Here is a 23229-nt window from a genome sequence, read left to right on the forward strand (position 1 = left end):
CCCGACCGCGAACAGTTCGCGGTCCGAGCTGTAGGACCGACCACCTCCACGGGAGTTCATCAGAATGCCTCCGAAGAGCCGTACGGCGGGCGCCAAGAAGGTGCGCCGCAAGGAGAAGAAGAACGTCGCCCACGGGCACGCTCACATCAAGAGCACGTTCAACAACACGATCGTCTCGATCACCGACCCCACGGGCAACGTGATCTCTTGGGCCTCTGCCGGCCACGTCGGCTTCAAGGGCTCGCGCAAGTCCACCCCGTTCGCCGCGCAGATGGCCGCCGAGTCGGCCGCGCGTCGCGCGCAGGAGCACGGCATGCGCAAGGTCGACGTCTTCGTCAAGGGTCCGGGCTCCGGCCGTGAGACCGCGATCCGCTCGCTCCAGGCCACCGGCCTTGAGGTCGGCTCGATCCAGGACGTCACCCCGACCCCGCACAACGGCTGCCGCCCCCCGAAGCGTCGCCGGGTCTGATCGACCGCGGGAACGGCCTGCCCGCGCGCCAGGTGCTCGGCGCCCGGCGCGGGAGCAGTTGATCATCGAGCCCTACGGGGCGTAGTGCACCTGCACTACGGGCCGTAGTCGCTCCGGGTCACGGGCGGTACGCCGCACCGGTTCGCCGGTGTCGTGGCGTGCCGCCCGTACCCTTGCAGTATCCGTCGGCATCAAATAGTGGGTGCCGGAGACTGGAGGCAACACCTCATGCTGATCGCTCAGCGTCCTTCGTTGACCGAAGAGGTCGTCGACGAGTACCGCTCCCGGTTCGTGATCGAGCCGCTGGAGCCGGGCTTCGGCTACACCCTCGGCAACTCCCTGCGGCGTACGCTCCTCTCCTCGATCCCCGGTGCGGCGGTCACGTCCATCCGGATCGACGGGGTCCTGCACGAGTTCACCACCGTGCCGGGCGTCAAGGAGGACGTCACCGACCTCATCCTCAACATCAAGCAGCTCGTCGTCTCCTCCGAGCACGACGAGCCGGTCGTGATGTACCTGCGCAAGCAGGGCCCCGGCCTGGTCACCGCCGCGGACATCGCGCCGCCGGCCGGTGTCGAGGTGCACAACCCCGACCTGGTCCTGGCCACCCTGAACGGCAAGGGCAAGCTGGAGATGGAGCTGACCGTCGAGCGCGGTCGCGGCTACGTCTCCGCGGTGCAGAACAAGCAGGTCGGCCAGGAGATCGGCCGCATCCCGGTCGACTCGATCTACTCGCCGGTCCTCAAGGTCACCTACAAGGTCGAGGCGACCCGTGTCGAGCAGCGCACCGACTTCGACAAGCTGATCGTCGACGTCGAGACCAAGCAGGCCATGCGCCCGCGGGACGCCATGGCCTCGGCCGGCAAGACCCTGGTCGAGCTGTTCGGTCTGGCCCGTGAGCTCAACGTCGACGCCGAGGGCATCGACATGGGCCCGTCCCCGACGGACGCCGCGCTCGCCGCCGATCTGGCGCTGCCGATCGAGGAGCTGGAGCTCACGGTCCGCTCGTACAACTGCCTCAAGCGTGAGGGCATCCACTCGGTGGGCGAGCTGGTGGCCCGCTCCGAGGCGGACCTGCTCGACATCCGCAACTTCGGCGCCAAGTCGATCGACGAGGTCAAGGCGAAGCTGGCCGGCATGGGCCTGGCCCTCAAGGACAGCCCGCCCGGATTCGACCCGACCGCCGCCGCCGACGCCTTCGGCGCCGACGACGACGCGGACGCGGGTTTCGTGGAGACCGAGCAGTACTGATCGGTGCCGAACCGGTACTGAACCAGTAGCGAGCGCTCGGGCTCGACGGTTCGACCGTGGTTGCGGACCGGCTGCGGCCGGTCGCGCAGCTTCCCCGCGCCCCTTCGGGGGTGCGGGTCTCCGACGGGTGACCGCCCGCTCGGACACTGACACCGGTACCTCGTACGGCCGGTGCAGATCAGAAGGAGAAACACCATGCCGCGTCCCACCAAGGGTGCCCGTCTGGGCGGCAGCGCCGCGCACGAGAAGCTGCTCCTCGCGAACCTCGCGACGGCGCTGTTCGAGCACGGCCGCATCACCACCACCGAGGCCAAGGCCCGGCGGCTGCGCCCGTACGCGGAGCGCCTGGTCACCAAGGCGAAGAAGGGCGACCTTCACAACCGCCGTCAGGTGCTCCAGGTCATCACGGACAAGAGCGTCGTCCACACGCTCTTCACCGAGATCGGCCCGCGCTACGAGAACCGTCCGGGTGGTTACACCCGGATCACCAAGATCGGTAACCGCCGTGGCGACAACGCGCCCATGGCCGTCATCGAGCTGGTCGAGGCGCTGACCGTGCAGCAGACCGCCGTGGGTGAGGCCGAGGCCGCCACCAAGCGGTCCGCCAAGGACGCCGCGGGCGACCAGGCCGTCGCGGACCTCAAGAAGGACGAGGCCGCGCAGGCCGAGGCCGCCGAGGAGACCGAGGCCAAGGACGCCTGATGACTCGTCCCGCCGTTGGCGGATGAGTGTGGCGATGGCTGACCGACGGGCCCGTTCCAGGATCTCTGGGGCGGGCCCGTTCGGCTTTGAGCAGGGACGTGGCGTGCGAAGGGATCGGGTGTGAGTGACGAGGCGGCCCCGGGGTGGGTGCGGCTGCGGCTTGACCTCAGCTACGACGGCAAGGACTTCTCCGGGTGGGCGCGCCAGGCCGGCGGCCGGCGCACGGTCCAGGCGGAGATCGAGGACGCGCTGCGCACGGTGACGCGTTCGACGCGGACGTACGAGCTGACGGTGGCGGGCCGGACCGACGCCGGGGTGCACGCGCGGGGTCAGGTGGCCCACGTGGACGTGCCGGACGAGGTGTGGGCCGAGCACGAGGAGCGGCTGCTGCGCCGGCTGGCCGGGCGGCTCCCGCACGACGTGCGGATCTGGCGGGTGGCGCCGGCGCCGGCCGGGTTCAACGCCCGCTTCTCGGCCGTCTGGCGGCGGTACGCGTACCGGGTGACCGACCACCCCGGCGGGGTGGACCCGCTGCTGCGCAGGCACGTGCTGTGGCACGACTGGCCGCTGGACGTGGCGGCCATGAACGAGGCGGCCGGGCGGCTCGTCGGCGAGCACGACTTCGCCGCGTACTGCAAGCGGCGCGAGGGCGCCACCACCATCCGGACGCTCCAGCGCTTCGACTGGGAGCGGGGCGCGGACGGGGTGGTCACGGCGACCGTGCGGGCGGACGCGTTCTGCCACAACATGGTGCGCTCGCTGGTGGGCGCGCTGCTCTTCGTGGGCGACGGGCACCGGCCGGCGGACTGGCCGGCGAAGGTGCTGGCCGCTGGCGTACGGGACTCGGCCGTGCACGTGGTGCGCCCGCACGGGCTGACCCTGGAGGAGGTCGGCTACCCGGCCGACGAGCTGCTTGCGGCCCGCAGCCGGGAGGCGCGGAACAAGCGGACGCTGCCGGTCGTGGGCGCGGATGTACCCGGCGGGGGCGGCGGGGGCTGCTGCTGAGAGGGCGGGGCGGGGGCGGTGGGCTCCCGCCCCGCTCGGCTCAGCGCGAGCGCTTCGGGCCGGTCAGGGCGAGGTTGTTGGCCTTGGTGAAGTACGGGCGGACGCCGTCGACCAGCGGGTACAGGTCGGTCTTGTTGCGGTCGAGCACGTCGCCCAGGATGCGGCCGACGCGCAGCGTGGCCGGCGCGCCGGTGCCCGGGCGCAGGCTGACGTCCCAGACCGGGTCGGCGGCCTCCTGGTCCGCCCGGGCCGCGTGCACCTGCGCGTACGAGAAGGTGAAGCGGAACCGGCCGGGGCCGAGCACGGTCACCGGGGAGGTGAGGGGGTCGCCCGTGGTGCGCGGCTTGGCGATGACGCTGGGCGCGTTGCCGCCGGTGCGGGCCAGGTCCGCCGGGTCGGCCAGCGTGGTGCCGTACAGGGTGCAGGTGACGGTCACGCCGGTGGCGTCCGCGTGCACGCTCTCCGCTTCCGCGTGGGCGTCCCGGTACCAGGCGCGCAGCGCGAGGTAGCCGTCCACCGTGGTGTACGGCACCCACCAGGTGAAGGGGGTGCCGGCCGGCGGCTGGGCGGTGAGCAGGCCGCGGCCCTCGGCGTAGGAGCAGCTCAGCCGGCGGCGGGTGCCGTCGCCGCGGACCACGTGCAGGTCCCAGCGGTCCTCGGTGAGCCGCAGCGCCGCCAGGTCCAGCGTCGCGGTCCAGGCGCCGCCCGCGGTGGCCGGTGCCGTGAGCGGTACGCGGTGGTGGTTGCCCTTGGCGCGCTCGGTGAGGGTGAGCGCGAGGCCCTGGCCCTGCACGCCGGGGCCGCTGACGGCGAGCGTGAGGTTGCCGTGGCCGTCGGCCCGGCAGGTGGCGACGGGGCGCAGCGGCGCCTTGCCCATGAGGCCCTTGACGGTCGCCTTGAGGGTGGCGGCGAGCGGCTTGCGGGGGGCGCGCGCGCTGTCGTGGGAGCGGCGGACGGTGGCGGACTGGCCGCGCGCCGCCTGGAGCTCGCCGATGAGCTTCTCGTACGCGGCGGCGATCCGCTCGGGGGCGTACCGCTGGGCGGCGACCTTGGCGGCCCTGCCCATCGCGTGCCTGCGGTCGTCGTCCTCGATGAGGGTGAGCAGGCCCTTGGCGATGGCGTCGGCGTCGCCGCTCTGCACCAGCAGCCCGTCCTCGCCGTTGCTGATGATCTCGCCGGGGCCGTGCGGGCAGTCGGTGGCGACGACCGGGACGCCGCAGTGCATGGCCTCCACGATCGTCATGCCGAAGGACTCCTCGCGGGAGGTCACGGCGGCGATCGAGCCCTTGGCCCACTCGGTCTCGATGGGGGAGTGCGGGCCCATCAGGGTGATGTGGTCGGCGAGGCCGAGCTCGTCGATCTGGGTGCGCAGGGCGGCCTGCTGGGGGCCGCGCCCGTACAGCCGCAGCTTCCACTCCGGGTGTCGGGCCGCGACCGTGGCCCAGGCGGTGACCAGCAGGTCGTACCGCTTGACGGGGATCAGCCGGCCGGCGGCGACGACCAGCTTGGCGTTGCCGTCCGATGGCTCGATGCCGGTGGCCGGTACGCCGTTGGGCAGGCCGACCAGCCGGGTGCTGATGCCGGGCAGCTTGGCGCGGTGGGTGGCGGCGTCGGCCTCGGAGACGGTGGTGTGCGCGTCCAACCGGGCGATCGCCGCGTCGCAGGCGGCGCGCAGGGCGGGCTTGTGCGTCTCGTAGAGCCGGTGTTCCTGGCCGATCCGCAGAAAGCGGCGGCCGGCGTCGCGGCCCAGTTCGGCCAGGTAGATCAGCAGGCCGGGGCGGGTGGCGATGACGACGTCGGCGTCGGTGGAGTCCAGGTAGCCGGCGATGCGCTCGTCGGTGAGCGCGTTGAAGTTCACCGTGCCGTTGGCCTCGGCCGCGGGGATGCGCGGGGTGATCTGCTTGAGCAGCGGGTTGTCCGCGTCACTGACGCGGCTGCTCTTGCGCAGGTCGATCAGCGGCACGATGCGTACGGCGGGGTGCAGCGGGAGGCTGGGTGCCTCCTGCGTCCGCATGAGGGAGACGATCTCCACGTCGTGGTGCTCGGCGAGCGCGCCCGCGAGGTTGAACGTGGAGCGGATCGTGCCGCCGATGCCGTACACGTTGTGCAGCAGAAACGAAATCTTCATGTTGGCTTCACGCAGCACGGGTTGCGCCTGTGGTGCGCTGTCTCCCCTCTGGCCTGACTGCCTCATTAGACGGTTCGGAGGGGCAAAGGTTGCTCTCGGGTGCGGCGATATGGAATGGCCCACAATCTCCGACCGCAAGACAACCTTGTGGCCCCGCTCTCCGTCCGCGCGACCGGGCGCGCTCGCGGCGGGGGCATCGTTGTGGGGCTGAGATCTGGGGCCTGTGGGTTCGGGCGTGCTGGGGCCGCCGGTCGTGCGGGGCGGCGCGGTGCGGGCCGACCGCGCCTGGCGGGCGGTCGGCCGGTGGGCGGCGGGTGCGGTCAGTCGGTGGTGGCGGCGGCCGACGCCTGGGTGGTGGCCCGCTGCATGATGCGGTCGAAGGCGTGGCCGGCGACGTCCAGGCCGGCCTGGCGGACCTTGGTGTCGCTGGTGGGCACCGGGCTGCCGTCGGTGTGGCCGGCGGTGGTGAAGTAGCCGTAGCGGCCGATGGCGTTGCTGGTGGAGCGGCAGGCCGTGTTGGCGCAGAACCGGTCCACGCCGGCGCCGGGCAGCGTCGCGAGGAAGGGACCGGCGGCCTCCTTGGCCCGCTCCGCCGCGGCCTTGGTGTCGAAGACCGCGACGCCGACGGTGACCGCGATGCCGTCCCTGGTGTACGTGGCCCGTACCACCTGGCGGCAGCCGTTGCCGGTGAGCGCCGGGTGCAGTGCCTTCTGTGCCACCGAGCCGCAGTCCTTGGTGCTGGTGACGGCGCCCTTGGTGTAGCTGCGCCCGCTGATCACCGCCTGGTCGCCGGGGAACAGGCCGGCCGCGGTGATCGGCGCGGTGTCCTTCTTGCCGTCGGCGATGACCTCCAGCGGGGAGATCGGCGCGGGCGGGTCGACGTCGGAGAACGTGGGCTCGGGCACGGCCGACTCGCTGGGCAACTGGGCCGGGCTCGGCAGCCGGGTCGCGTTCTTGTCGCCGCCGCCGTCGTCGCTGACGATCACGGCCGTGGCGACGATCGCGGCGATGGCCGCGGCGGCCACCGCCCCGCCGCCGAAGAGCAGCCACTTGCGGCGCCGGTCACGGGCCGCGGTGTCGGCGAGGGCCGACCAGTCCGGCGTCTGAGATCCCCCGGGCCCGTACGGCCCCCCTTGCCCAAAGCTCATGCCGCGCATCCTATGGGCACCGCGCGGGGCCCCACCCGGGGCGCGGGGGCGGGCCCGGGGCGCCCGGCGGCCGGGGCGGAAAACGGTTGGCCGGCGACGGGCCGCGGCGGCGAGACTGGTCGCATGGGACACGTCGAGGGCGCACATCTGGAGTACTACCTACCGGATGGGCGGGTGCTGTTCGGCGACGTCTCCTTCCGGGTCGCCGAGGGCGCGGCGGTCGCCCTGGTCGGGGCGAACGGTGCGGGCAAGACGACCCTGCTGCGCATGATCGCCGGCGAGCTCAAGCCGCACGGCGGGAGCCTGACCGTCAGCGGCGGGCTGGGCGTCATGTCGCAGTTCGTCGGTTCGGTGCGGGACGAGAGCACCGTGCGTGACCTGCTGGTCTCGGTGTCCCAGCCGCGGTTGCAGGAGGCCGCGAAGGCGGTCGACGCGGCCGAGCACGCGGTGATGACCGTGGACGACGAGGCCGCCCAGATGGCGTACGCGCAGGCGCTGAGCGACTGGGCCGAGGCGCGCGGGTACGAGGCGGAGACGCTCTGGGACATGTGCACGATGGCCGCGCTCGGCACGCCGTACGAGCGGGCCCAGTGGCGGCAGGTGCGCACGCTCAGCGGCGGCGAGCAGAAGCGGCTGGTGCTCGAAGCGCTGCTGCGCGGCCCCGACGCGGTGCTGCTGCTCGACGAGCCGGACAACTACCTGGACGTGCCGGGCAAGCGCTGGCTGGAGGAGAAGCTGCTGGAGACGTCCAAGACGGTGCTGTTCGTCAGCCACGACCGGGAGCTCCTGGCCCGCTCCGCGCAGAAGATCATCAGCGTCGAGCCCGGCCCGGCCGGCAGCGACGTGTGGGTGCACGGCGGCGGCTTCGCCACGTACCACGCGGCGCGCAAGGAGCGGTTCGCGCGCTTCGAGGAGCTGCGCAGGCGCTGGGACGAGGAGCACGCGAAGCTGCGCCGGCTGATGCTCATGTTCAAGCAGAAGGCGGCGTACAACGCGGACATGGCCTCGCGCTACCAGGCCGCGCAGACCCGGCTGCGGAAGTTCGAGGAGGCCGGGCCGCCGCAGGAGCCGCCGCGCGAGCAGGACATCCGGATGCGGCTGCGCGGCGGGCGCACCGGGGTGCGGGCGATCACCTGCGGGCAACTGGAGCTGACCGGCCTGATGCGCCCCTTCGACCTGGAGGTCTTCTTCGGCGAGCGGGTCGCGGTGCTGGGCTCCAACGGGTCGGGCAAGTCACACTTCCTGCGCCTGCTGGCCGGTGGAGAGGTGAGCCATACGGGCGCGTGGAAGCTGGGCGCCCGGGTGGTGCCCGGCCATTTCGCGCAGACCCACGCCCATCCGGAGCTGGTGGGCCGCACCCTGGTCGAGATCCTGTGGCAGGAGCACGCCAAGGATCGCGGCGGGGCGATGAGCGTGCTGCGCAGGTACGAGCTGGAGCGCCAGGGCGACCAGCCCTTCGACAAGCTCTCCGGCGGCCAGCAGGCCCGGATGCAGATCCTCCTCCTTGAGCTGGCGGGCGCGACGGCGCTGCTGCTCGACGAGCCGACCGACAACCTGGACCTGGAGAGCGCGGAGGCCCTTCAGGAGGGGCTCGCGGCGTACGAGGGCACGGTGCTCGCGGTCACCCACGACCGCTGGTTCGCCCGCTCCTTCGACCGCTTCCTGGTCTTCGGCGCGGACGGCCGGGTGCGCGAGGTGCCCGAGCCGGTGTGGGACGAGGGGCGGGTGCAGCGGGCGCGGTGAGGCGGCCCGGCGGGGCGGGGCCGGTGGCCCGGTGCGGTGCGGGGGTCGGGCCCGGTGCGGTGCGGGGGTCGGCCGCCTGTTTTGACCCGGCCGGGGGCGGGCCGGTATTCTGCCAGTTCGTTATGCGTATTGGCTTGCTCGATCTCACGTGAGGGGCCCTTACGCCGGTCCACCGGGCCGATGACCAGCGGCGAGCACTCGGGTTGCGTCCCCGATGTGTGGCCAGGGCTGTCGTGATCGTCCGGGTGGCCTTGTCAGGACCCCGTCCCCTTGGTTCTCACGGATCAGGGGCGACCCCATCACTGAAGAAGCGAAGGCTACGACCGTGCGTACGTACAGCCCCAAGCCCGGCGATGTCCAGCGCCAGTGGCACATCATTGACGCGCAGGACGTCGTCCTGGGCCGTCTGGCCACGACGGCCGCGTCCCTCCTGAGGGGCAAGCACAAGCCGGTGTACGCGCCTCACGTTGACACCGGTGACTTCGTCATCATCATCAACGCCGACAAGGTGCACCTGTCCGGCAACAAGCGGACCCAGAAGATGGCGTACCGCCACTCCGGTTACCCGGGTGGTCTGCGCTCCGTCCGCTACGACGAGCTGCTGGCGAAGAACCCCGAGAAGGCCGTCGAGAAGGCCATCAAGGGCATGCTCCCCAAGAACACCCTGGGCCGTCAGATGCTCTCGAAGCTGAAGGTGTACGCGGGTGCCGAGCACCCGCACGGCGCCCAGCAGCCGGTCCCGTTCGAGATCACCCAGGTCGCGCAGTAGTCCCGGCCACCCCCTAAGACGAAAAGAATCTGAGGAGAATCGTGGCCGAGACCACCGCAGAGACCCCCGTCGTCGAAGACGTCGTGGAGACCGAGCTCATCGAGGACGTGCCGGTCGAGGAGTACACCTCCGAGTCCCTCGCGTCCCGCTTCGGTGACCCGCAGCCCGCCGCGGGCCTCGGGCGCCGCAAGAACGCCATCGCCCGCGTCCGCATCGTGCCGGGCTCCGGCAAGTGGAAGATCAACGGTCGCACCCTTGAGGGCTACTTCCCCAACAAGGTGCACCAGCAGGAAGTCAACGAGCCCTTCAAGGTGCTTGAGCTCGAAGGCCGCTACGACGTCATCGCCCGCATCAGCGGCGGCGGCATCTCCGGCCAGGCCGGTGCGCTGCGCCTCGGCGTGGCCCGTGCGCTCAACGAGGCCGACGTGGACAACAACCGCGGCGCGCTGAAGAAGGCCGGGTTCCTCAAGCGTGACGACCGTGCGGTCGAGCGCAAGAAGGCCGGTCTCAAGAAGGCCCGTAAGGCCCCGCAGTACAGCAAGCGCTAATCTCGCGACCGCTTCGCAGCGGTTTGCAGCGAGCCTCGCTGCGCTTACCACGCCCCGGCGGCACCATTCGTGCTGCCGGGGCGTTCGGTTATCGGCGACCAGGGGCGTATACCTGGACGTAAACCCTGGTTCATGTGATGTGATCTCGGAGGACACCAGTGGGACGACTCTTCGGTACGGACGGTGTGCGCGGTGTCGCCAACGCCGATCTGACGGCGGAGCTGGCGCTCGGCCTGTCGGTCGCGGCGGCGCACGTACTCGCCGCGGCGGGCACGTTCGATGGCCATCGCCCGGTGGCAGTGGTCGGGCGTGACCCACGGGCCTCCGGGGAGTTCCTTGAGGCGGCCGTGGTGGCCGGGCTCGCCAGTGCGGGCGTGGACGTGCTGCGGGTCGGCGTGCTGCCGACGCCCGCCATCGCGTACCTGACCGGCTCGCTCGGCGCCGACCTCGGCGTGATGCTGTCGGCCAGCCACAACGCGATGCCCGACAACGGGATCAAGTTCCTCGCGCGCGGCGGCCACAAGCTCGCCGACGAGCTGGAGAACCGCATCGAGGAGACGTACCAGGCACACGCCGCCGGCCAGCCGTGGGACCGGCCGACCGGGGCGGGTGTCGGCCGGGTCACCACGTACGACGAGGGCTTCGACAAGTACGTCGCGCACCTGATCGGGGTGCTGCCGAACCGGCTGGACGGGCTGAAGGTCGTCATCGACGGCGCGCACGGCGCCGCGGCGCGGGTCTCGCCCGAGGCGTTCGCCCGGGCCGGGGCCGAGGTGATCACCATCGGCACCGACCCGGACGGCCTCAACATCAACGACGGGTACGGCTCCACGCACCTGGAGAAGCTGTGTGCCGCGGTCGTCGAGCACGGTGCCGACCTGGGCGTGGCCCACGACGGTGACGCGGACCGCTGCCTGGCGGTGGACGCGACCGGGGCCGAGGTGGACGGCGACCAGATCCTGGCCGTGCTCGCGCTGGCGATGCGGGACGCGGGCGCGCTGCGGCAGGACACCGTGGTGGCCACCGTCATGTCCAACCTGGGCTTCAAGCTGGCGATGGAGCGCGAGGGCGTCGCCCTGGTGCAGACGGCGGTCGGCGACCGGTACGTGCTGGAGGAGATGAAGCGCAGCGGCTTCGCGCTGGGTGGCGAACAGTCGGGCCACGTCATCGTGTTGGACCACGCGACCACCGGCGACGGCACGCTGACCGGTCTGCTGCTGGCGGCCCGGGTCGCGGCCACCGGGCGGTCGCTGGCCGAGCTGGCGGGCGTCATGGAGCGGCTGCCGCAGATCCTCATCAACGTCCCCGACGTCGACAAGTCGCGGGCCGCGACCTCGCCCGAACTGCGCATCGCGATCACCGACGCCGAGCGCGAACTCGGCGCCACCGGGCGGGTGTTGCTCCGCCCGTCGGGTACGGAGCCGCTGGTCCGGGTGATGGTGGAGGCCGCCGACATCGAGCAGGCCCGCACGGTCGCCGGGCGGCTGGCCGATGTGGTGAAGTCGGCGCTCGGGTAGGGGAGTTGGGCCGGACGGGCTGGGGGCTGCTGGGGCGGGGCCCCTTGACCGGCCTCCTTCTCGGCCAGGCCCCGGCGGTTGGGCTTGTGGGCCGGGGCCCGTCGCGCGTGGTCGACCTTAGGGAGCAACCCTGACGTGCGCCCCGTCGTGCGGGGTGTGGTGGGGCGGGGTGGGTCAGGGGCGGTGCCGTCCCTCGGGCGGACGCCCGGGGTCGGTGTGGCTCGGAAGCATGGGCGGCGTCCGCACGAGCCGTTCGGCCCGCTGATTCCGGGAGTCCTGCATGCCGCCGTATGTCCCTGCGCGTCACCACGTCCAAGCCCCCGCCGCCGGCCCTGCGTCTGCCGGGCGGGCGAGTACGAGGTCGGGGCCCGTCCGCACCGGCCTGGCCGCCGCCCTCGTGCTGGGGCTGGTCGCCGCCGTTCCGCTGACCGCGGGCCCCGCCTGGGCGGACGCCGGGCCCGCCGCGTCGCCGGCCGGGTCCGTGCTGGCGGGTGCGCCCGCGGCCGACGCGGCGACGTCCCGGGGCCCCGACACGGCGGCGCTGGCCGAGGCGCTGCGCGGGCTGCCGGACCAGGACGCCACCGCGGCGCTGGTGCGCGTCGGCGGGGACGTCACCTGGCGTGGCACCGCGGGGGTGCACGACCTGCCCAGTGGGCGTCCGGCGCTGGCCGACGCCAGGTTCCGGGCCGGGTCCACGACCAAGGTGGTGACGGCCGCGGTGGTGCTGCAACTCGCCGCCGAGGGGCGGATCGACTTGGACGGGACGGTGCAGCGGTACCTGCCGGGGCTGCTGTCCGACGCCTTCGAGCCGATCACCGTACGGCACCTGCTGACCTTCACCGCCGGGCTCAAGCCGGGCGCCGACCTCGGGCCGACGGACGGCGAGGGGTACGAGAACCGGTTCCAGACGCTCACCCCGGAGGCCGTCGTCGCGGCGTCCGTCGCCGCCGGTCCGTACCGCGGGGAGGGCGAGGGGCCGGGCAGGAAGCAGCGGTACGGCAACATCGGGTACACCGTGCTCGGGATGCTCATCGAGCGGGTCACCGGCGACTCGTACGAACACCAGGCGGCGGTGCGGGTCTTCCGGCCCGCGGGGATGCGGCACTCCTCGTTCCCCGGCGGGCCCGATCCGCGCGTCCACGGCCCGCACAACCGTGGCTACCAGCGGTTGCAGGACGGCCGGGTGGTGGACGCGACGGAGTGGAACGTGTCGGACCGCTGGGCGGCCGGCGACCTGATCTCCACCACCGGTGACCTGGAGCGGCTGGTGCGGGCCCTGTTCCGCGGCAAGCTCGTGCCGCGTCCGCTGCTCCGGCAGGAGATGCTCACGCTGCCGGACGTCGAGGGCGCCCGCTACAGCGCCGGGTTGCAGCGGTTCGAGGGGGCGGACGGGACGGTGGTGTGGGCCAAGGCGGGTGCGCGGCCCGGTTACGCCACGGCTCTCGCGGCCACCGAGGACCTGTCGCGCACCCTCGTCTACTCGGTCAACGCCCTCAACGCGCACGGTGAGTTGAGCCCGGTCGGGGCGCGGATCATCCAGGCGACCTTCCCGGAGCTCGGGTTGCCGGGCGGAGCGCGGAGCGAGCGGTCGGGGCGCTGACCGGCTTGCGCGGGTTGATCTCCGGGTGGCCGGCTGGCCCCTGAGTGGTCGTCTGGGGCGTTGGTGCGGTCGGGGGTTCGGGCGGGCGGCGGCCCGCGGGGTGGGGGCTTGCCCGTGGCGGGTGCGTACCGGCTGGTGAGGGGCGGTCGGGCCGGGCCGGGGCGGGTGGGGATGGGGGAGGGGGACGCGGGGAAGGGGTGTGCGGGGGAACGGTGGGGTGAGGGCAAGGGAAAAAGTTCGTTCCGAACAAACTCTTGACCGTGTCTCGACAAGCAGTATGGTCTAGACCAAGCAGGCGGCGCGGGGCTGCTTCATCGGCCGCCGACGACCCGTGCCCCCACGCCCGGTCGCTGTCTGATACGCCCGCGCCCCGCGCCGTCTGCGTCCAACTCCCCCTGCCTCCACGGCAGCCCCCCACCGAAGGAGTCGACATGCACGGTAAGAAGAGGCTGGCCATCACGCTCGGGGCGGTCGTCGCCCCGCTGCTGGCCGTCTGCCTGCCGGCCAACTCGGCCAGCGCCCACGGCTACATCAACTCGCCGCCGAGCCGTCAGGCCCAGTGCGCGCAGGGCACCGTCTCCTGCGGCGCCATCAAGTACGAGCCGCAGAGCGTCGAAGGCCCGAAGGGCCTGCGGAGTTGCAGTGGTGGCAACGCCGGCTTCGCCGAGCTGGACAACGACAGCAAGGGTTGGAAGTACACCCAGGTCAGCCGCACCACCAGCTTCAACTGGCGGCTGACGGCCCGGCACGCGACCAGCACCTGGGAGTACTACGTCGGCGGCAGCAAGATCGCCCAGTTCAACGACGGTGGCGCCCGTCCCGGAGAGACCGTGACCCACCAGGTCAACTTCGGTGGTCTGTCCGGCAAGCAGAAGGTGCTGGCGATCTGGAACATCGCGGACACGCCCAACGCCTTCTACGCCTGCGTGGACGTCGACATCCGCTGACCGGGGCCGGTTCGGTCCGGCCACGAGCACCGGACGTCGGCGCTCCCCGCCGGCTCCGCCCGCGCCCCGCGGTACGGGGTGCGGGCGGAGCCGGCGGCGTCCCCGGAGCGCCGACGTCCGGCGGTGTGGCCGTCGTGCGGCCGGGCCGTCATGTGGCCGGGCCGTCATGTGGCCGGGCCCTGGCTCCCGGGGCGGCTCGGGCGTCCCGGGAGGGCCGGCGGCTTCGGCGTACCAGTGGCGTCGGTGCGTCGGGCTCCCGGCAGGTCAGCCGATCTTCGGCGGGGCGTCGGCCAGCGCGGTCACCTGGAGCCGGCCCCAGTCCACGACGCGGTCGAAGGAGAGCACCGCGGAGCGGGTCTCGGCGGGCGGGGTGACCTTCAGGCTCGTGGACCGTACGGCGTCCGTGCCGGACTGGGTCCAGGCCAGGTCCGCCCAGGCGGAGTCGCCCGCCTCGACCGTGACGTTGGTCTTGCCCGGGTCCTTGGCGTACCAGGTCGAGCCCCACTCGGTCTTGGTGGTCAGCGGCTTGTGCTGGGTGCCTTCGAGGCCGAGCCCGGGGTAGCCGCGCAGGATGCAGGTGTGGTCGGTGGTGTTCTTGAAGCGCAGGTAGGTGCCCGCGTGGCTCATGCCGTTGCGGACGCCGTCGGGCACGCCGCCCTTGTCGAACGTGACCTTGAGGCCGCTCAACTTGCAGGTCGGCGTGGTGGCCGCGCGCTCTGTCGCCCCTGCGCTGCCGGTGGCGAGTCCGGTCGCTAACACCGTCGCGGCCAGGACGGCGACGCCGGCGGTGGTACGGACGGCGGTCCGTCGTCCGGTGCGGGTCGCGCCGGTGGTCCCGTGCGCGCCGTGGGTGGCGGTCGTGGTGTGCGCGGTGGTCGTGGTGCTGCGCATGATGGGTTCGGCCCCTCCTCGTGCTGGCCCCGGCGTTCTGCGCGGGGTGACGGGTGCGACGCGGTGGCGTCCGCCCGTACTAGAAGTGACCAGATGAGGTCAGCTACGGATGGGTCTCCTTTGAGCCAGGCCCCAAACCCGTGCGCACCGAGAAATTACGGGCCGGTGTGGCCGTTGACTGCCAGGGCGGGGTGGCGTTCCGCAGTTCGGCCCGGGCGCTGTGGGGGTGATCCCGCTGGGTGTGGTGTGCGCGGGGCGCTTTCGGCGTGGCCGGTTAGCGACTTGGGCTGCGCCCCGCGGGCCGGTGTGGGCGGGCGGCTTGGGGTGCGCGGGGGTAGGTAGCGCGCGGTGTGGGGCGCGTCAGGCCCCGGCGTGCGCCTCCATTTGTGCTGCCCCGTAGGCGTGTTGGTGCTGGTGCGGGGGTGTGGCCCGGGGGCGGCGGAACGGTTCCGCCCCCGCGGCTCGACAGCGGGGGTTGCCGGGTGGGTCAGAGCGGTGGCCCGTAGTCCCGGCAGGTGGGTTGGAAGTGCGGGTCGTCGGGGCCGAGCGCGTTGACGACGTGCTGGATGGCCGGGCCGTCCACGAACATCCCCACGTGGCCGACGGGATCGGCCGGGCACTGGTCCTGGATCGTCACGTTGCGGACCGCGTCGCCGCGGAGGAAGGCGTTCGCGTACGGGGTGACGACCGCGTCCTTGGTGGTCTGGAGCACCACGTAGCGCACGCCGGGCGCGGTGTCGCCGTCGGCGTACAGGTCCTGCTGGAAACGGGAGTTGACTTCCTGCTGGCGGAGCGCGGGCAGGCCGACGAAGTCGAACAGGTCGTTGACGAAGCCGAGCACGCCGAGCGCCTCGCCGAGGTGGGTGAGGCCGGAGAGCGTGGTGCCGTGGTTGCTCGGCGAGAGGGCGACCAGGGTGTGCACCTTGGCCGCGCCGTGCAGCCGCTTGAGGTAGTAGTGCGGCATCATGCCGCCCTGCGAGTGGCCGACCAGGTTGACCTTCCGGGCGCCCGTCGCGGCCAGCACCCGGTCCACGAAGGCGCTCAACTGTCCGGCCGACGCGCGGATGTCGCCGAGACCGCCGATGCGGCCGAGCGAGAGGTGGTTCATGCCGTAGTTGAGGGCGAAGACGCAGTGGCCGGCGTTGGCCAGGGTGGGGGCCAGTCGCGTCCAGTTGGCGCCCAGGTTGACGCCGGTGGCGTGCACCAGGACGACCGGGTACGGGCGCTCCGCGCTCGGCCTGCACCGCCAGTCGTTGGCCCCCGCCACGGCCCCCGGGCTGACCAGGAAGTTCCGCACGGCTTCGGGAAGCCCGCCGACCGGGTACGCGGCGGCTGTGCGCGATGCGGGCGACGTGCGCGAGGCAGGCGATGCGGGCCGGTTGGGGTGGGGTGGGTGGCCGTTGTGGGTGGCTGGGTTGGGCTCGTTGGCCGCGTTGGGTTGGTTGGCTCGGCCGGGTTGGTCGGGCTGGCTGGGTTGGTTGGGTTCGTTGGGTTGGTTGGGTTCGTTGGGTTGGTCGGTTCGGTTGGGCTGGCCAGGCTGGCTGGGTTGGTCGGCCCGGCTGGGCTGGCCGGGTTGGCCGGGTTGGCTGTGTTGTGGGGGTGTGGCGTGGGCCGGGGTGGCGGTGATCGCTGCCGTGGTGGCCAGGCAGAGCGCCGTACCGATCGCTACGGCCGAGCGCCGTGCCGCGCGGAGTGCGGTGCGCCGGCGGGGCTTCTCCATGGGGGCTCCTGGGTGGGGTCCGGGGCCGGGGTGGTGGCGGGGCCGGCAGGGGTTACCCGTGCGTGTTACTGGCGTGTGTTACTAGACGGTAAGAGTGGGTCGAGTACATGACAAGACTCGTGCGCGGGGCGAATCGCGGGCCGGCCGCGCCGTGTCTGCGCCGGTCGGGCGCCCGGAAGCGGGAGAGTCGGGGGAGGCGGCGATCCACCACCCCACCACCTGCCACCTCACCCCGCGCCGTCCACCTGGGCGCGGCCGACCACCCACCACGAGGGGAACGCCATGCGCGACGACGACCGACCGGCGGGGGCGACGGGGCCGGGGGAAGCCGGGGGCACCCGGAATTCGCCGGGCGCGGGGCCCGCAGGGCCGCCCGGGGCGAGGGGAGCGGCCGGGGCGGAGAGGGACGCAAGGCCGGCGACGGACGCAGGTCCGGCGGGGGACGCAAGCCCGGCGGGGGACGGCAGGACGGCGGGGGACGGCAGGGCGGCGCGGGATGCCGGCGCGGCTGCTGCCGATGGGGCGGCGGAAGCCGCGCCGGGAGCGGAAGCGGCGCGGACGGCGAAGGCTGCCGAAGCCGCGCCCACCGCGCCGGAGGCGGGCCTGAACTGCCTGGTCACCGGGGCCAGCGGGTACATCGGTGGGCGGCTGGTACCGGAGCTGTTGGCGGCCGGGCACCGGGTGCGGTGCGTGGGGCGCTCGCCCGAGAAGCTGCGGGCCCACCCGTGGGCGGACCGGGTGGAGATCGTCGAAGGGGACGTACGGGACCCGGTGGCGATGGCCGACGCGCTGCGCGGCATGGATGTGGCGTACTACCTGGTGCACGCGCTCGGCACCGGGCGGGACTTCGAGGCGAGCGACCGCCGCGCGGCCCGTACCGTCGCCGACCAGGCAGCCGCCGCCGGCCTGCGCCGCCTGGTCTACCTGGGCGGGCTCACCCCCGAGGGCGTACCGCCCGAACAGCTCTCGCCGCACCTGCGCTCGCGGGCCGAGGTGGGCGAGATCCTGCTCGCCTCCGGGGTGCCGACGGCCGTGCTGCGCGCCGCTGTGATCATCGGTTCCGGCTCGGCCTCGTTCGAGATGCTGCGCTACCTCACCGAGCGGCTGCCGATCATGATCACGCCGAGTTGGGTGCGGACCAGGATCCAGCCGATCGCCGTCCGCGACGTGCTGCGCTACCTGGTGGGGTGCGCGGCGCTGCCGGCCGGCGTGAACCGCACCTTCGACATCGGCGGGCCCGAGGTGCTGACGTACGCGGCGATGATGCACCGGTACGCGCGCGTGGCCGGTCTGCCGCGGCGGCTGATCCTGCCGGTGCCGCTGCTCACGCCGCGGCTGTCCAGCTACTGGGTGGGGCTCGTGACGCCGGTGCCGCACGCCATCGCGGCGCCGTTGGCCGCGTCGCTGCGGTACGAGGTGGTCTGCCGGGAGCACGACATCGCGCGGTACGTGCCGGACGGGCCGCGGCAGCCGCTGCCCTTCGCGGACGCGCTGCGGCTCGCGCTGCGCAAGGTGCAGGACGCGCAGGTGGCCACCCGCTGGTCGTCGGCCGCGCTGCCCGGCGCGCCGAGCGACCCGCTGCCCACCGACCCGGACTGGGCCGGCGGCAGCCTCTACACCGACCGCCGCGAGCGCACCGTCGACGCGTCGCAGGCCGCGCTGTGGCGGGTGGTGGAGGGCATCGGCGGCGAGCACGGCTGGTACTCCTTCCCGCTGGCCTGGGCGGTGCGCGGCTGGCTCGACCGGCTGGTCGGCGGGGCCGGGCTGCGCCGCGGCCGGCGCGACGCCGAGCACCTGCGGGTGGGGGACGCGCTCGACTTCTGGCGGGTGGAGGCGATCGAACCCGGCCGGCTGCTGCGGCTGCGGGCCGAGATGCGGCTGCCCGGGCTCGCCTGGCTTGAGATGCGCGTCGACCAGGAACCGGAGACCGGCCGCACCCGCTACCGGCAGCGCGCCATCTACCACCCGCGCGGGCTGCTCGGCCACGCCTACTGGTGGGCCGTCGCGCCCTTCCACGCCCTCGTCTTCGGCGGCATGGCCCGCAACATCGCCGGCGCGGCGGCCCGCGAGGCGCCACGGGGGCCGGCGGAGCCGGCGGACCGGGCGCGTTGAGGGCCCCCGCGCACCTAGCCATGCCCCCGCGCACCCAACTGCCCCACCAGGAGTGAGCCGATGCAGGTTTCCGTCGTGCTGTTCACCGCCGACCTACGGGTGCACGACCATCCGCCGCTGCGGGCCGCGCTGGCTGCGGCCGGGCAGGTGGTGCCGCTGTTCGTACGCGACAGGGCCATCGCGGCGGCCGGTTTCGCCGCGCCCAACCGGGAGGCGTTCCTGCGGGACTGCCTGACCGACCTCGACGCCGAACTGCGGGCCCGCGGCGGCCGGCTGGTGGTCAGGTCGGGCGACGTGGTGGCGCAGACGTGCCGGGTCGCCGCGCAGGCGGGCGCGGGCGAGGTGCACCTCGCGGCCGGGGTGAGCGACTACGCGCAGCGCCGCGAGGAGCGGCTGCGGGCGGCGCTTGAGCGGGACGGGCGGCGGCTGCGGGTGCACGACGCGGTGCTCACCGCGGTGCCGCCCGGCGCGGTGACCCCGAGCGGCGGCCGGGACCACTTCGCCGTCTTCACCCCGTACTTCCGCGCCTGGTCCCGGCAGTCGCTGCGCGATCCGCTGCCGGCCCCGCGCGCGGTACGGGTGCCCGACGGGCTCGGCTCCGACCCGATTCCGGCCAGGGACCGGGTGCGCGGCCTGTCGCCCGGGCTCGCGGCCGGTGGCGAACGGGCCGGCCGGCGGCGCCTGACGAACTGGCGGCGGTCCGGCCTCGCGGCGTACGCGAGCGGCCACGACGACCTGCCGGGCGACGCGACCTCGCGCCTCTCGCCGCACCTGCACTTCGGCACGGTGTCGCCGATCGAGCTCATCGCCAGGGCCCGCAGCGCCGGCGGGGCGGGCGCCGAGGACTTCGTGCGGCAACTGTGCTGGCGCGACTTCCACCACCAGGTGCTGGCCGCCAGGCCGCGGTGTTCGCGGGACGACTACCGGCCGCGCGAGGACCACTGGCGCGACGCGGACACCGCGGGCGAGGAGATCGCGGCCTGGCGGGCGGGGCGCACCGGCTATCCGGTGGTGGACGCGGCGATGCGGCAACTCGCGTACGAGGGGTGGATGCACAACCGCGGTCGGCTGCTCGCCGCGAGCTTCCTCACCAAGACGCTGTACGTGGACTGGCGCATCGGCGCCCGGCACTTCCTCGACCTGCTGGTCGACGGGGACGTGGCCAACAATCAGCTCAACTGGCAGTGGGTGGCCGGGACCGGCACCGACACCCGGCCCGGTCGGGTGCTGAATCCGGTGCGGCAGGGGCGCAGGTTCGACCCGGACGGCCGGTACGTACGCCGCTGGCTGCCCGAACTCGCCGATCTCTCCGGCCCCGCCGTGCACGAGCCGTGGAAGCTGCCCGCGGCCGAGCGCGCCCGCTACGACTACCCGGAGCCGATCGTGGACCTCGCGGCCGCGAGCGCTTCCAGCGGGGGCGTGGTGGGGGTGGGAGCGGGGGGTGACGGGGTGGTTGGTGGGAGGGGCCGGCGCATCTGGCTGACGCGGCTGTGGGGTGGCTGACCTGCGCGGTTGGCGTGGCCGCGGGGTGGCTGGGCTACGCGGCGGGTGGGGCGGCGGGGGCGGTCGGGCGGGCTGTCGGCGGTCGATTGTCAGTGGCTGGGGTTAGCGTTCTCGCGGTGGCTGCCGTGATCACTGGCCGCCCGGCTGCCTGACCTGCCCGACCTGCCCGTTCCGCCGAAGGAGCGCCCCGTGAGCGTACGTCGCGTCGTCCCCAACCTCTCGTCCGACGCCCTGCCCGAGAGCCGGGAGTTCTACGGCATGTTGGGGTTCGAGGAGGTCATGAACCACGGCTGGATCATGACGCTCGCCTCGCCCACCCAGCCGACGGCCCAGGTCAGCGTGGTGACCGCGGACCTGACCGGCCCGGTCAACCCCGATCTGAGCGTGGAGGTGGACGACGTGGACGCGGTCTACGCGGCGGTGCTGCGCAGCGGGGCGCAGATCGTCCACCCCCTCCAGGACGAGGAGTGGGGCGTCCGCCGCTTCTTCGTCCGCGACCCGAACGGGAAGGTGGTCAACGTGCTCGGCCACCGGTGAGCCGTAGCGGGTTGCGGGGGTTCGTGAGCGGTTGCCCGAACTACCCTGCTGAGGCTGGGGGTCGGGGGATCGGGAAACAACGGGGGAGCGCGGGCGATGGACAACACGGTAGAGCTGGTCAGTGACGCCGACGGGCTGGGGATCATCGGGGGCAGGCGGGACGTCGAGCGCTTCCTCGCCTCCCACGGCCTGCTGTCGCTGTCGGAAGACCTTGAGCTGCACCGGCTCGGGCCGCTGCTGCACACGGGGGCCGGGCTGGCACAGGTGGGCGCGGAGGTCGCCGCCCATTCGAGCCGCTGGCTGAAGCTGACGGAGGAGTCGGCCCAACTCGTCAAGGAGCTCGGGCTGATGGAGACCAAGACGGAAGGCGTCAGTTACGCGATGCTCGGGACGCCGGGCAACGTCACCGCCTGGCTCAAGGTCGCGCAGGGGGCCGGCACGTTCCTGACCAACCCGGCGGTGCTGTCGGGCGTGGCGGGGCTGCTGACGCAGGCCGGGATGCGGCACGAGATGGGGGAGCTGAAGAAGTACCTCGCGACGATCGACAAGAAGGTCGACGAGGTGCTCCGCAATCAGAAGAACGCGGACGTGCAGAGGCTGATCGGGGCGTGGATCGACATCGAGTCCGCCCTGGCCCTCCGCCGCGAGATGCAGCGCGTGGACCCGACGAACTGGTCCACGGTGCAGGGCAGGACGCAGACGATCAGCGACGCGACGGCCGGGGCGCTGTTGCGGCTCAACGACCTGGCCAAGGAGGTGGAGGCCGCGCGCAAGGTCGGTGAAACCGCCCGGGTGGCCGCGCGGGCGGGAGGCGAGATACCCGAACTGCTGGCCGTCCTGGCGCACTGCTTCGAACTTCAGGACGCGCTCGACGTCCTGCGGCTCGACCGGGTCCGCGAGGAGTCGCCGGCCGACCTGGACGCCTACCGCCTCGCACTGCGGACCGACCGGCAGCAGCGCCGCGAGCGGGTCTCGCGAGAACTCGGCCACCTGATGGAGCGCCTCGACGCGGTGGCGGCCACCGCCGACGCGCGCGTACTGCTGCACGCGTCATCGGCCCGGACCGTGGTGGACACGGTCAACCGGATCGGCACGGCCGTCGAGAACTTCCGTGCCCCGCTGGGCATCGAGGGCGGACGCGACGCGCTGGCCACCACCCGCTGGCGGGACGCGGCCCGCAGCGCCGACCAGTTGAAGAACGCAGCGTTGGAGGTGGGCAGCAGCCCCGCCGTCGGGGTGGTCGTGACGGGCCTGGGCGTGGGGGTCGCGGCGGTGGTGAAGAACGCGAAGAAGCCGGGGTGAGGGGGCGCTGGCGCGCGGCTTGTGGGTGGGGGTGTGGGGTGCGCGCGCAGCGCTGTGGTCCTGCGGGTGGGGGCGGGTGGCTGCGCGCGGGTACGCGCGCGTGGCCGCGTAGCCCGCGCGGGCGTCCGGGGCCGCTACGCCAGGTGTGGGCTGACCAGGGCGGTCATGCCCTCGATGAGGGGGGTGGGGTCGAGGTCCGGATCGAGCGTGCGCTGAAGGAGGAAGCCGTCGATCGCCGCGGTGAGGGTCACCGCTGCGGTGAGCGGTCTGGCGACCCCGTGTTCGGCGAACCAGTCGTGTAGCCACTGCCGGAGCTGGGCCAGCGAAGCGGCGATCTCGCTCCGCAGTTGCTCGTCCCTGCCTGCGGCAACGAGGGACTCGTACAGCAGCAGGAGTTCCGGATCGCGTGAGTCGGTGGCGCACAGCCGGCGGAGCAGCATGTCGACGGCTGCCGGCGGGTCCGGCTGGGCCAGGGCGTCGCCGATCCGGTCGAGGAAGAACAGCCGGATTCTGCTCACCGCGGCGATGCGTCGGAGCTCGCCGATACTGCCCACGTGGTAGTGGATCACGCCGGTGTTCACACCCGCGCGTTCCGCGACGCGCCTGCTGGTCACGCCGCCCCAGCCCACTTCGGGGATGAGGCTGGCAGCGGCCTCGATGATCTTCTCCCGGGTGCTCGCTCGGGGCGGGCTGAGGTCGTTCACAGGCGCATTCCTTGGATCGCGAGCACGGCACCGACGCCGGCCGAGGCTAGCGCAAGGGCTTCGAGAACGAGCAGTTGCACCGGCAGCGGGTCGCGCACGACGGGGAAGACCGCGCCGAGGTCGGCCGCGAAGACCACGACGTAGCCAAGGCTCAGGACCAGCGCCGCTGCGAACGTCCAGTGTTGGTCCGCCATGGCGAACCCGGCCACGACGAAGCTGGCGAGCCCGAGCGAGGTGAGGCAGACGTTGAACCCGTTGAACTGCCAGCGGGGGAGCGCCGAGAAGTCCCTCGTGTCGATGAGCTTCCCCGGCACCATGGGGATCAGCAGCAGCGCCTCCCAGACCAGGAACGCACCGGTCAGGGTCGTCAGCAGGGAGTGGTCCATCACGCTCTCCAGGGATGTCGCGGTCTACCGGCCTGTTCTATTTGGACGATAGTCCTGGACGGTCGTCCAAATCAAGTGAAGGGGGTGCCGCCGGATCCGGTTGGACCTGGGGGGAGGGAGGCCGCCCTGGTCGTGGCCGGGTGGTGGTGGGCGGCTGCGGTGAGGGAGGGGGATCGCCGGTTGGGCCGTGGCCGTGGGCCGTGGAGCGCAGGCCGTGGGGTGTGGGTCGCGGCGTGGGGTGCGGCCG

The 23229-nt window shown here is 73.0% G+C and carries 20 protein-coding genes; 14 read left to right on the forward strand and 6 right to left on the reverse strand.

Translation table 11 applies throughout. The annotated features are described in order from the left end of the window. The first annotated feature begins 64 nt into the window (after positions 1–64). The 4 genes from rpsK (at position 65) to truA (ending at position 3427) form a co-directional block, all read left to right on the forward strand. Positions 65–469 (forward strand): 30S ribosomal protein S11, encoded by a 405-nt coding sequence (gene rpsK / locus ACMA1D_RS07860; RefSeq protein WP_009715860.1) that lies wholly within the window; start codon positions 65–67, stop codon positions 467–469. 228 nt (positions 470–697) lie between these two features. Continuing rightward, positions 698–1720, forward strand: a complete 1023-nt coding sequence (locus tag ACMA1D_RS07865) for a DNA-directed RNA polymerase subunit alpha (protein ID WP_144380962.1) — start codon at positions 698–700, stop codon at positions 1718–1720. 195 nt (positions 1721–1915) lie between these two features. Beyond that, entirely contained in the window at positions 1916–2422 is a 507-nt protein-coding gene (rplQ, locus tag ACMA1D_RS07870; RefSeq protein WP_414723132.1) for a 50S ribosomal protein L17, read from the forward strand. Between the two features lie 120 nt (positions 2423–2542). After that, a complete protein-coding gene (gene truA, locus ACMA1D_RS07875; RefSeq protein ID WP_414723133.1) occupies positions 2543–3427 on the forward strand; it encodes a tRNA pseudouridine(38-40) synthase TruA in 885 nt (294 codons plus the stop codon). Positions 3428–3467: 40 nt separating this feature from the next. Here the strand turns inward: truA and ACMA1D_RS07880 are convergent, their stop codons facing one another. Further along, the gene (locus tag ACMA1D_RS07880; RefSeq protein ID WP_414723134.1) at positions 3468–5555 is read right to left on the reverse strand and encodes a glycosyltransferase family 4 protein; all 2088 of its coding nucleotides are present in this window, start codon (positions 5553–5555) and stop codon (positions 3468–3470) included. Between the two features lie 320 nt (positions 5556–5875). Next, complete coding sequence (locus ACMA1D_RS07885; protein ID WP_414723135.1) at positions 5876–6703, reverse strand: hypothetical protein; 828 nt, start codon at positions 6701–6703, stop codon at positions 5876–5878. A gap of 123 nt (positions 6704–6826) precedes the next feature. On the opposite strand from ACMA1D_RS07885, the gene ACMA1D_RS07890 reads away from it, so the two are divergent. The 6 genes from ACMA1D_RS07890 (at position 6827) to ACMA1D_RS07915 (ending at position 13827) form a co-directional block, all read left to right on the forward strand. Then, positions 6827–8446 (forward strand): ABC-F family ATP-binding cassette domain-containing protein, encoded by a 1620-nt coding sequence (locus ACMA1D_RS07890; RefSeq protein ID WP_414723136.1) that lies wholly within the window; start codon positions 6827–6829, stop codon positions 8444–8446. A 325-nt stretch (positions 8447–8771) separates the two neighbouring features. After that, entirely contained in the window at positions 8772–9215 is a 444-nt protein-coding gene (gene rplM, locus ACMA1D_RS07895; protein ID WP_349990655.1) for a 50S ribosomal protein L13, read from the forward strand. Positions 9216–9256: 41 nt separating this feature from the next. Beyond that, complete coding sequence (rpsI, locus tag ACMA1D_RS07900) at positions 9257–9763, forward strand: 30S ribosomal protein S9 (protein WP_414723137.1); 507 nt, start codon at positions 9257–9259, stop codon at positions 9761–9763. A 158-nt stretch (positions 9764–9921) separates the two neighbouring features. Beyond that, a complete protein-coding gene (glmM, locus tag ACMA1D_RS07905; protein ID WP_414723138.1) occupies positions 9922–11280 on the forward strand; it encodes a phosphoglucosamine mutase in 1359 nt (452 codons plus the stop codon). A 280-nt stretch (positions 11281–11560) separates the two neighbouring features. Continuing rightward, entirely contained in the window at positions 11561–12880 is a 1320-nt protein-coding gene (locus tag ACMA1D_RS07910; RefSeq protein WP_414723139.1) for a serine hydrolase domain-containing protein, read from the forward strand. Positions 12881–13311: 431 nt separating this feature from the next. Then, a complete protein-coding gene (locus ACMA1D_RS07915) occupies positions 13312–13827 on the forward strand; it encodes a lytic polysaccharide monooxygenase auxiliary activity family 9 protein (protein ID WP_414723140.1) in 516 nt (171 codons plus the stop codon). Between the two features lie 264 nt (positions 13828–14091). On the opposite strand, the gene ACMA1D_RS07920 is transcribed toward ACMA1D_RS07915, so the two are convergent. Together ACMA1D_RS07920 and ACMA1D_RS07925 are read right to left on the reverse strand one after the other, a co-directional pair. Continuing rightward, positions 14092–14718 carry a DUF4232 domain-containing protein gene (locus tag ACMA1D_RS07920; RefSeq protein WP_414723141.1) on the reverse strand — a complete coding sequence of 209 codons (627 nt, stop codon included), beginning with the start codon at positions 14716–14718 and terminating at the stop codon, positions 14092–14094. Between the two features lie 487 nt (positions 14719–15205). After that, positions 15206–16438: an alpha/beta fold hydrolase gene (locus ACMA1D_RS07925; RefSeq protein WP_414723142.1), complete on the reverse strand. Its 1233-nt coding sequence runs from the start codon at positions 16436–16438 to the stop codon at positions 15206–15208. A gap of 603 nt (positions 16439–17041) precedes the next feature. On the opposite strand from ACMA1D_RS07925, the gene ACMA1D_RS07930 reads away from it, so the two are divergent. From ACMA1D_RS07930 to ACMA1D_RS07945, 4 genes are all read left to right on the forward strand, one after another. Next, a complete protein-coding gene (locus ACMA1D_RS07930; protein WP_414723205.1) occupies positions 17042–18550 on the forward strand; it encodes an SDR family oxidoreductase in 1509 nt (502 codons plus the stop codon). Positions 18551–18610: 60 nt separating this feature from the next. After that, entirely contained in the window at positions 18611–20053 is a 1443-nt protein-coding gene (locus ACMA1D_RS07935) for a cryptochrome/photolyase family protein (protein ID WP_414723143.1), read from the forward strand. A 189-nt stretch (positions 20054–20242) separates the two neighbouring features. Next, positions 20243–20590: a VOC family protein gene (locus tag ACMA1D_RS07940; protein WP_349993657.1), complete on the forward strand. Its 348-nt coding sequence runs from the start codon at positions 20243–20245 to the stop codon at positions 20588–20590. Between the two features lie 96 nt (positions 20591–20686). Then, positions 20687–21892, forward strand: coding sequence for a hypothetical protein (locus tag ACMA1D_RS07945; protein WP_414723144.1), 1206 nt, complete (start codon positions 20687–20689; stop codon positions 21890–21892). Between the two features lie 134 nt (positions 21893–22026). Here ACMA1D_RS07945 and ACMA1D_RS07950 read toward each other — a convergent pair whose 3' ends face one another. After that, positions 22027–22596, reverse strand: a complete 570-nt coding sequence (locus tag ACMA1D_RS07950) for a TetR/AcrR family transcriptional regulator (RefSeq protein ID WP_414723145.1) — start codon at positions 22594–22596, stop codon at positions 22027–22029. Continuing rightward, positions 22593–22982: a hypothetical protein gene (locus ACMA1D_RS07955; RefSeq protein ID WP_414723146.1), complete on the reverse strand. Its 390-nt coding sequence runs from the start codon at positions 22980–22982 to the stop codon at positions 22593–22595. The genes ACMA1D_RS07950 and ACMA1D_RS07955 overlap by 4 nt, the downstream gene beginning before the upstream one ends. Between the last annotated feature and the right edge of the window lie 247 nt (positions 22983–23229).

The organism is Streptomyces sp. 796.1 (assembly GCF_047525675.1).
Lineage (GTDB): Bacteria > Actinomycetota > Actinomycetes > Streptomycetales > Streptomycetaceae > Streptomyces.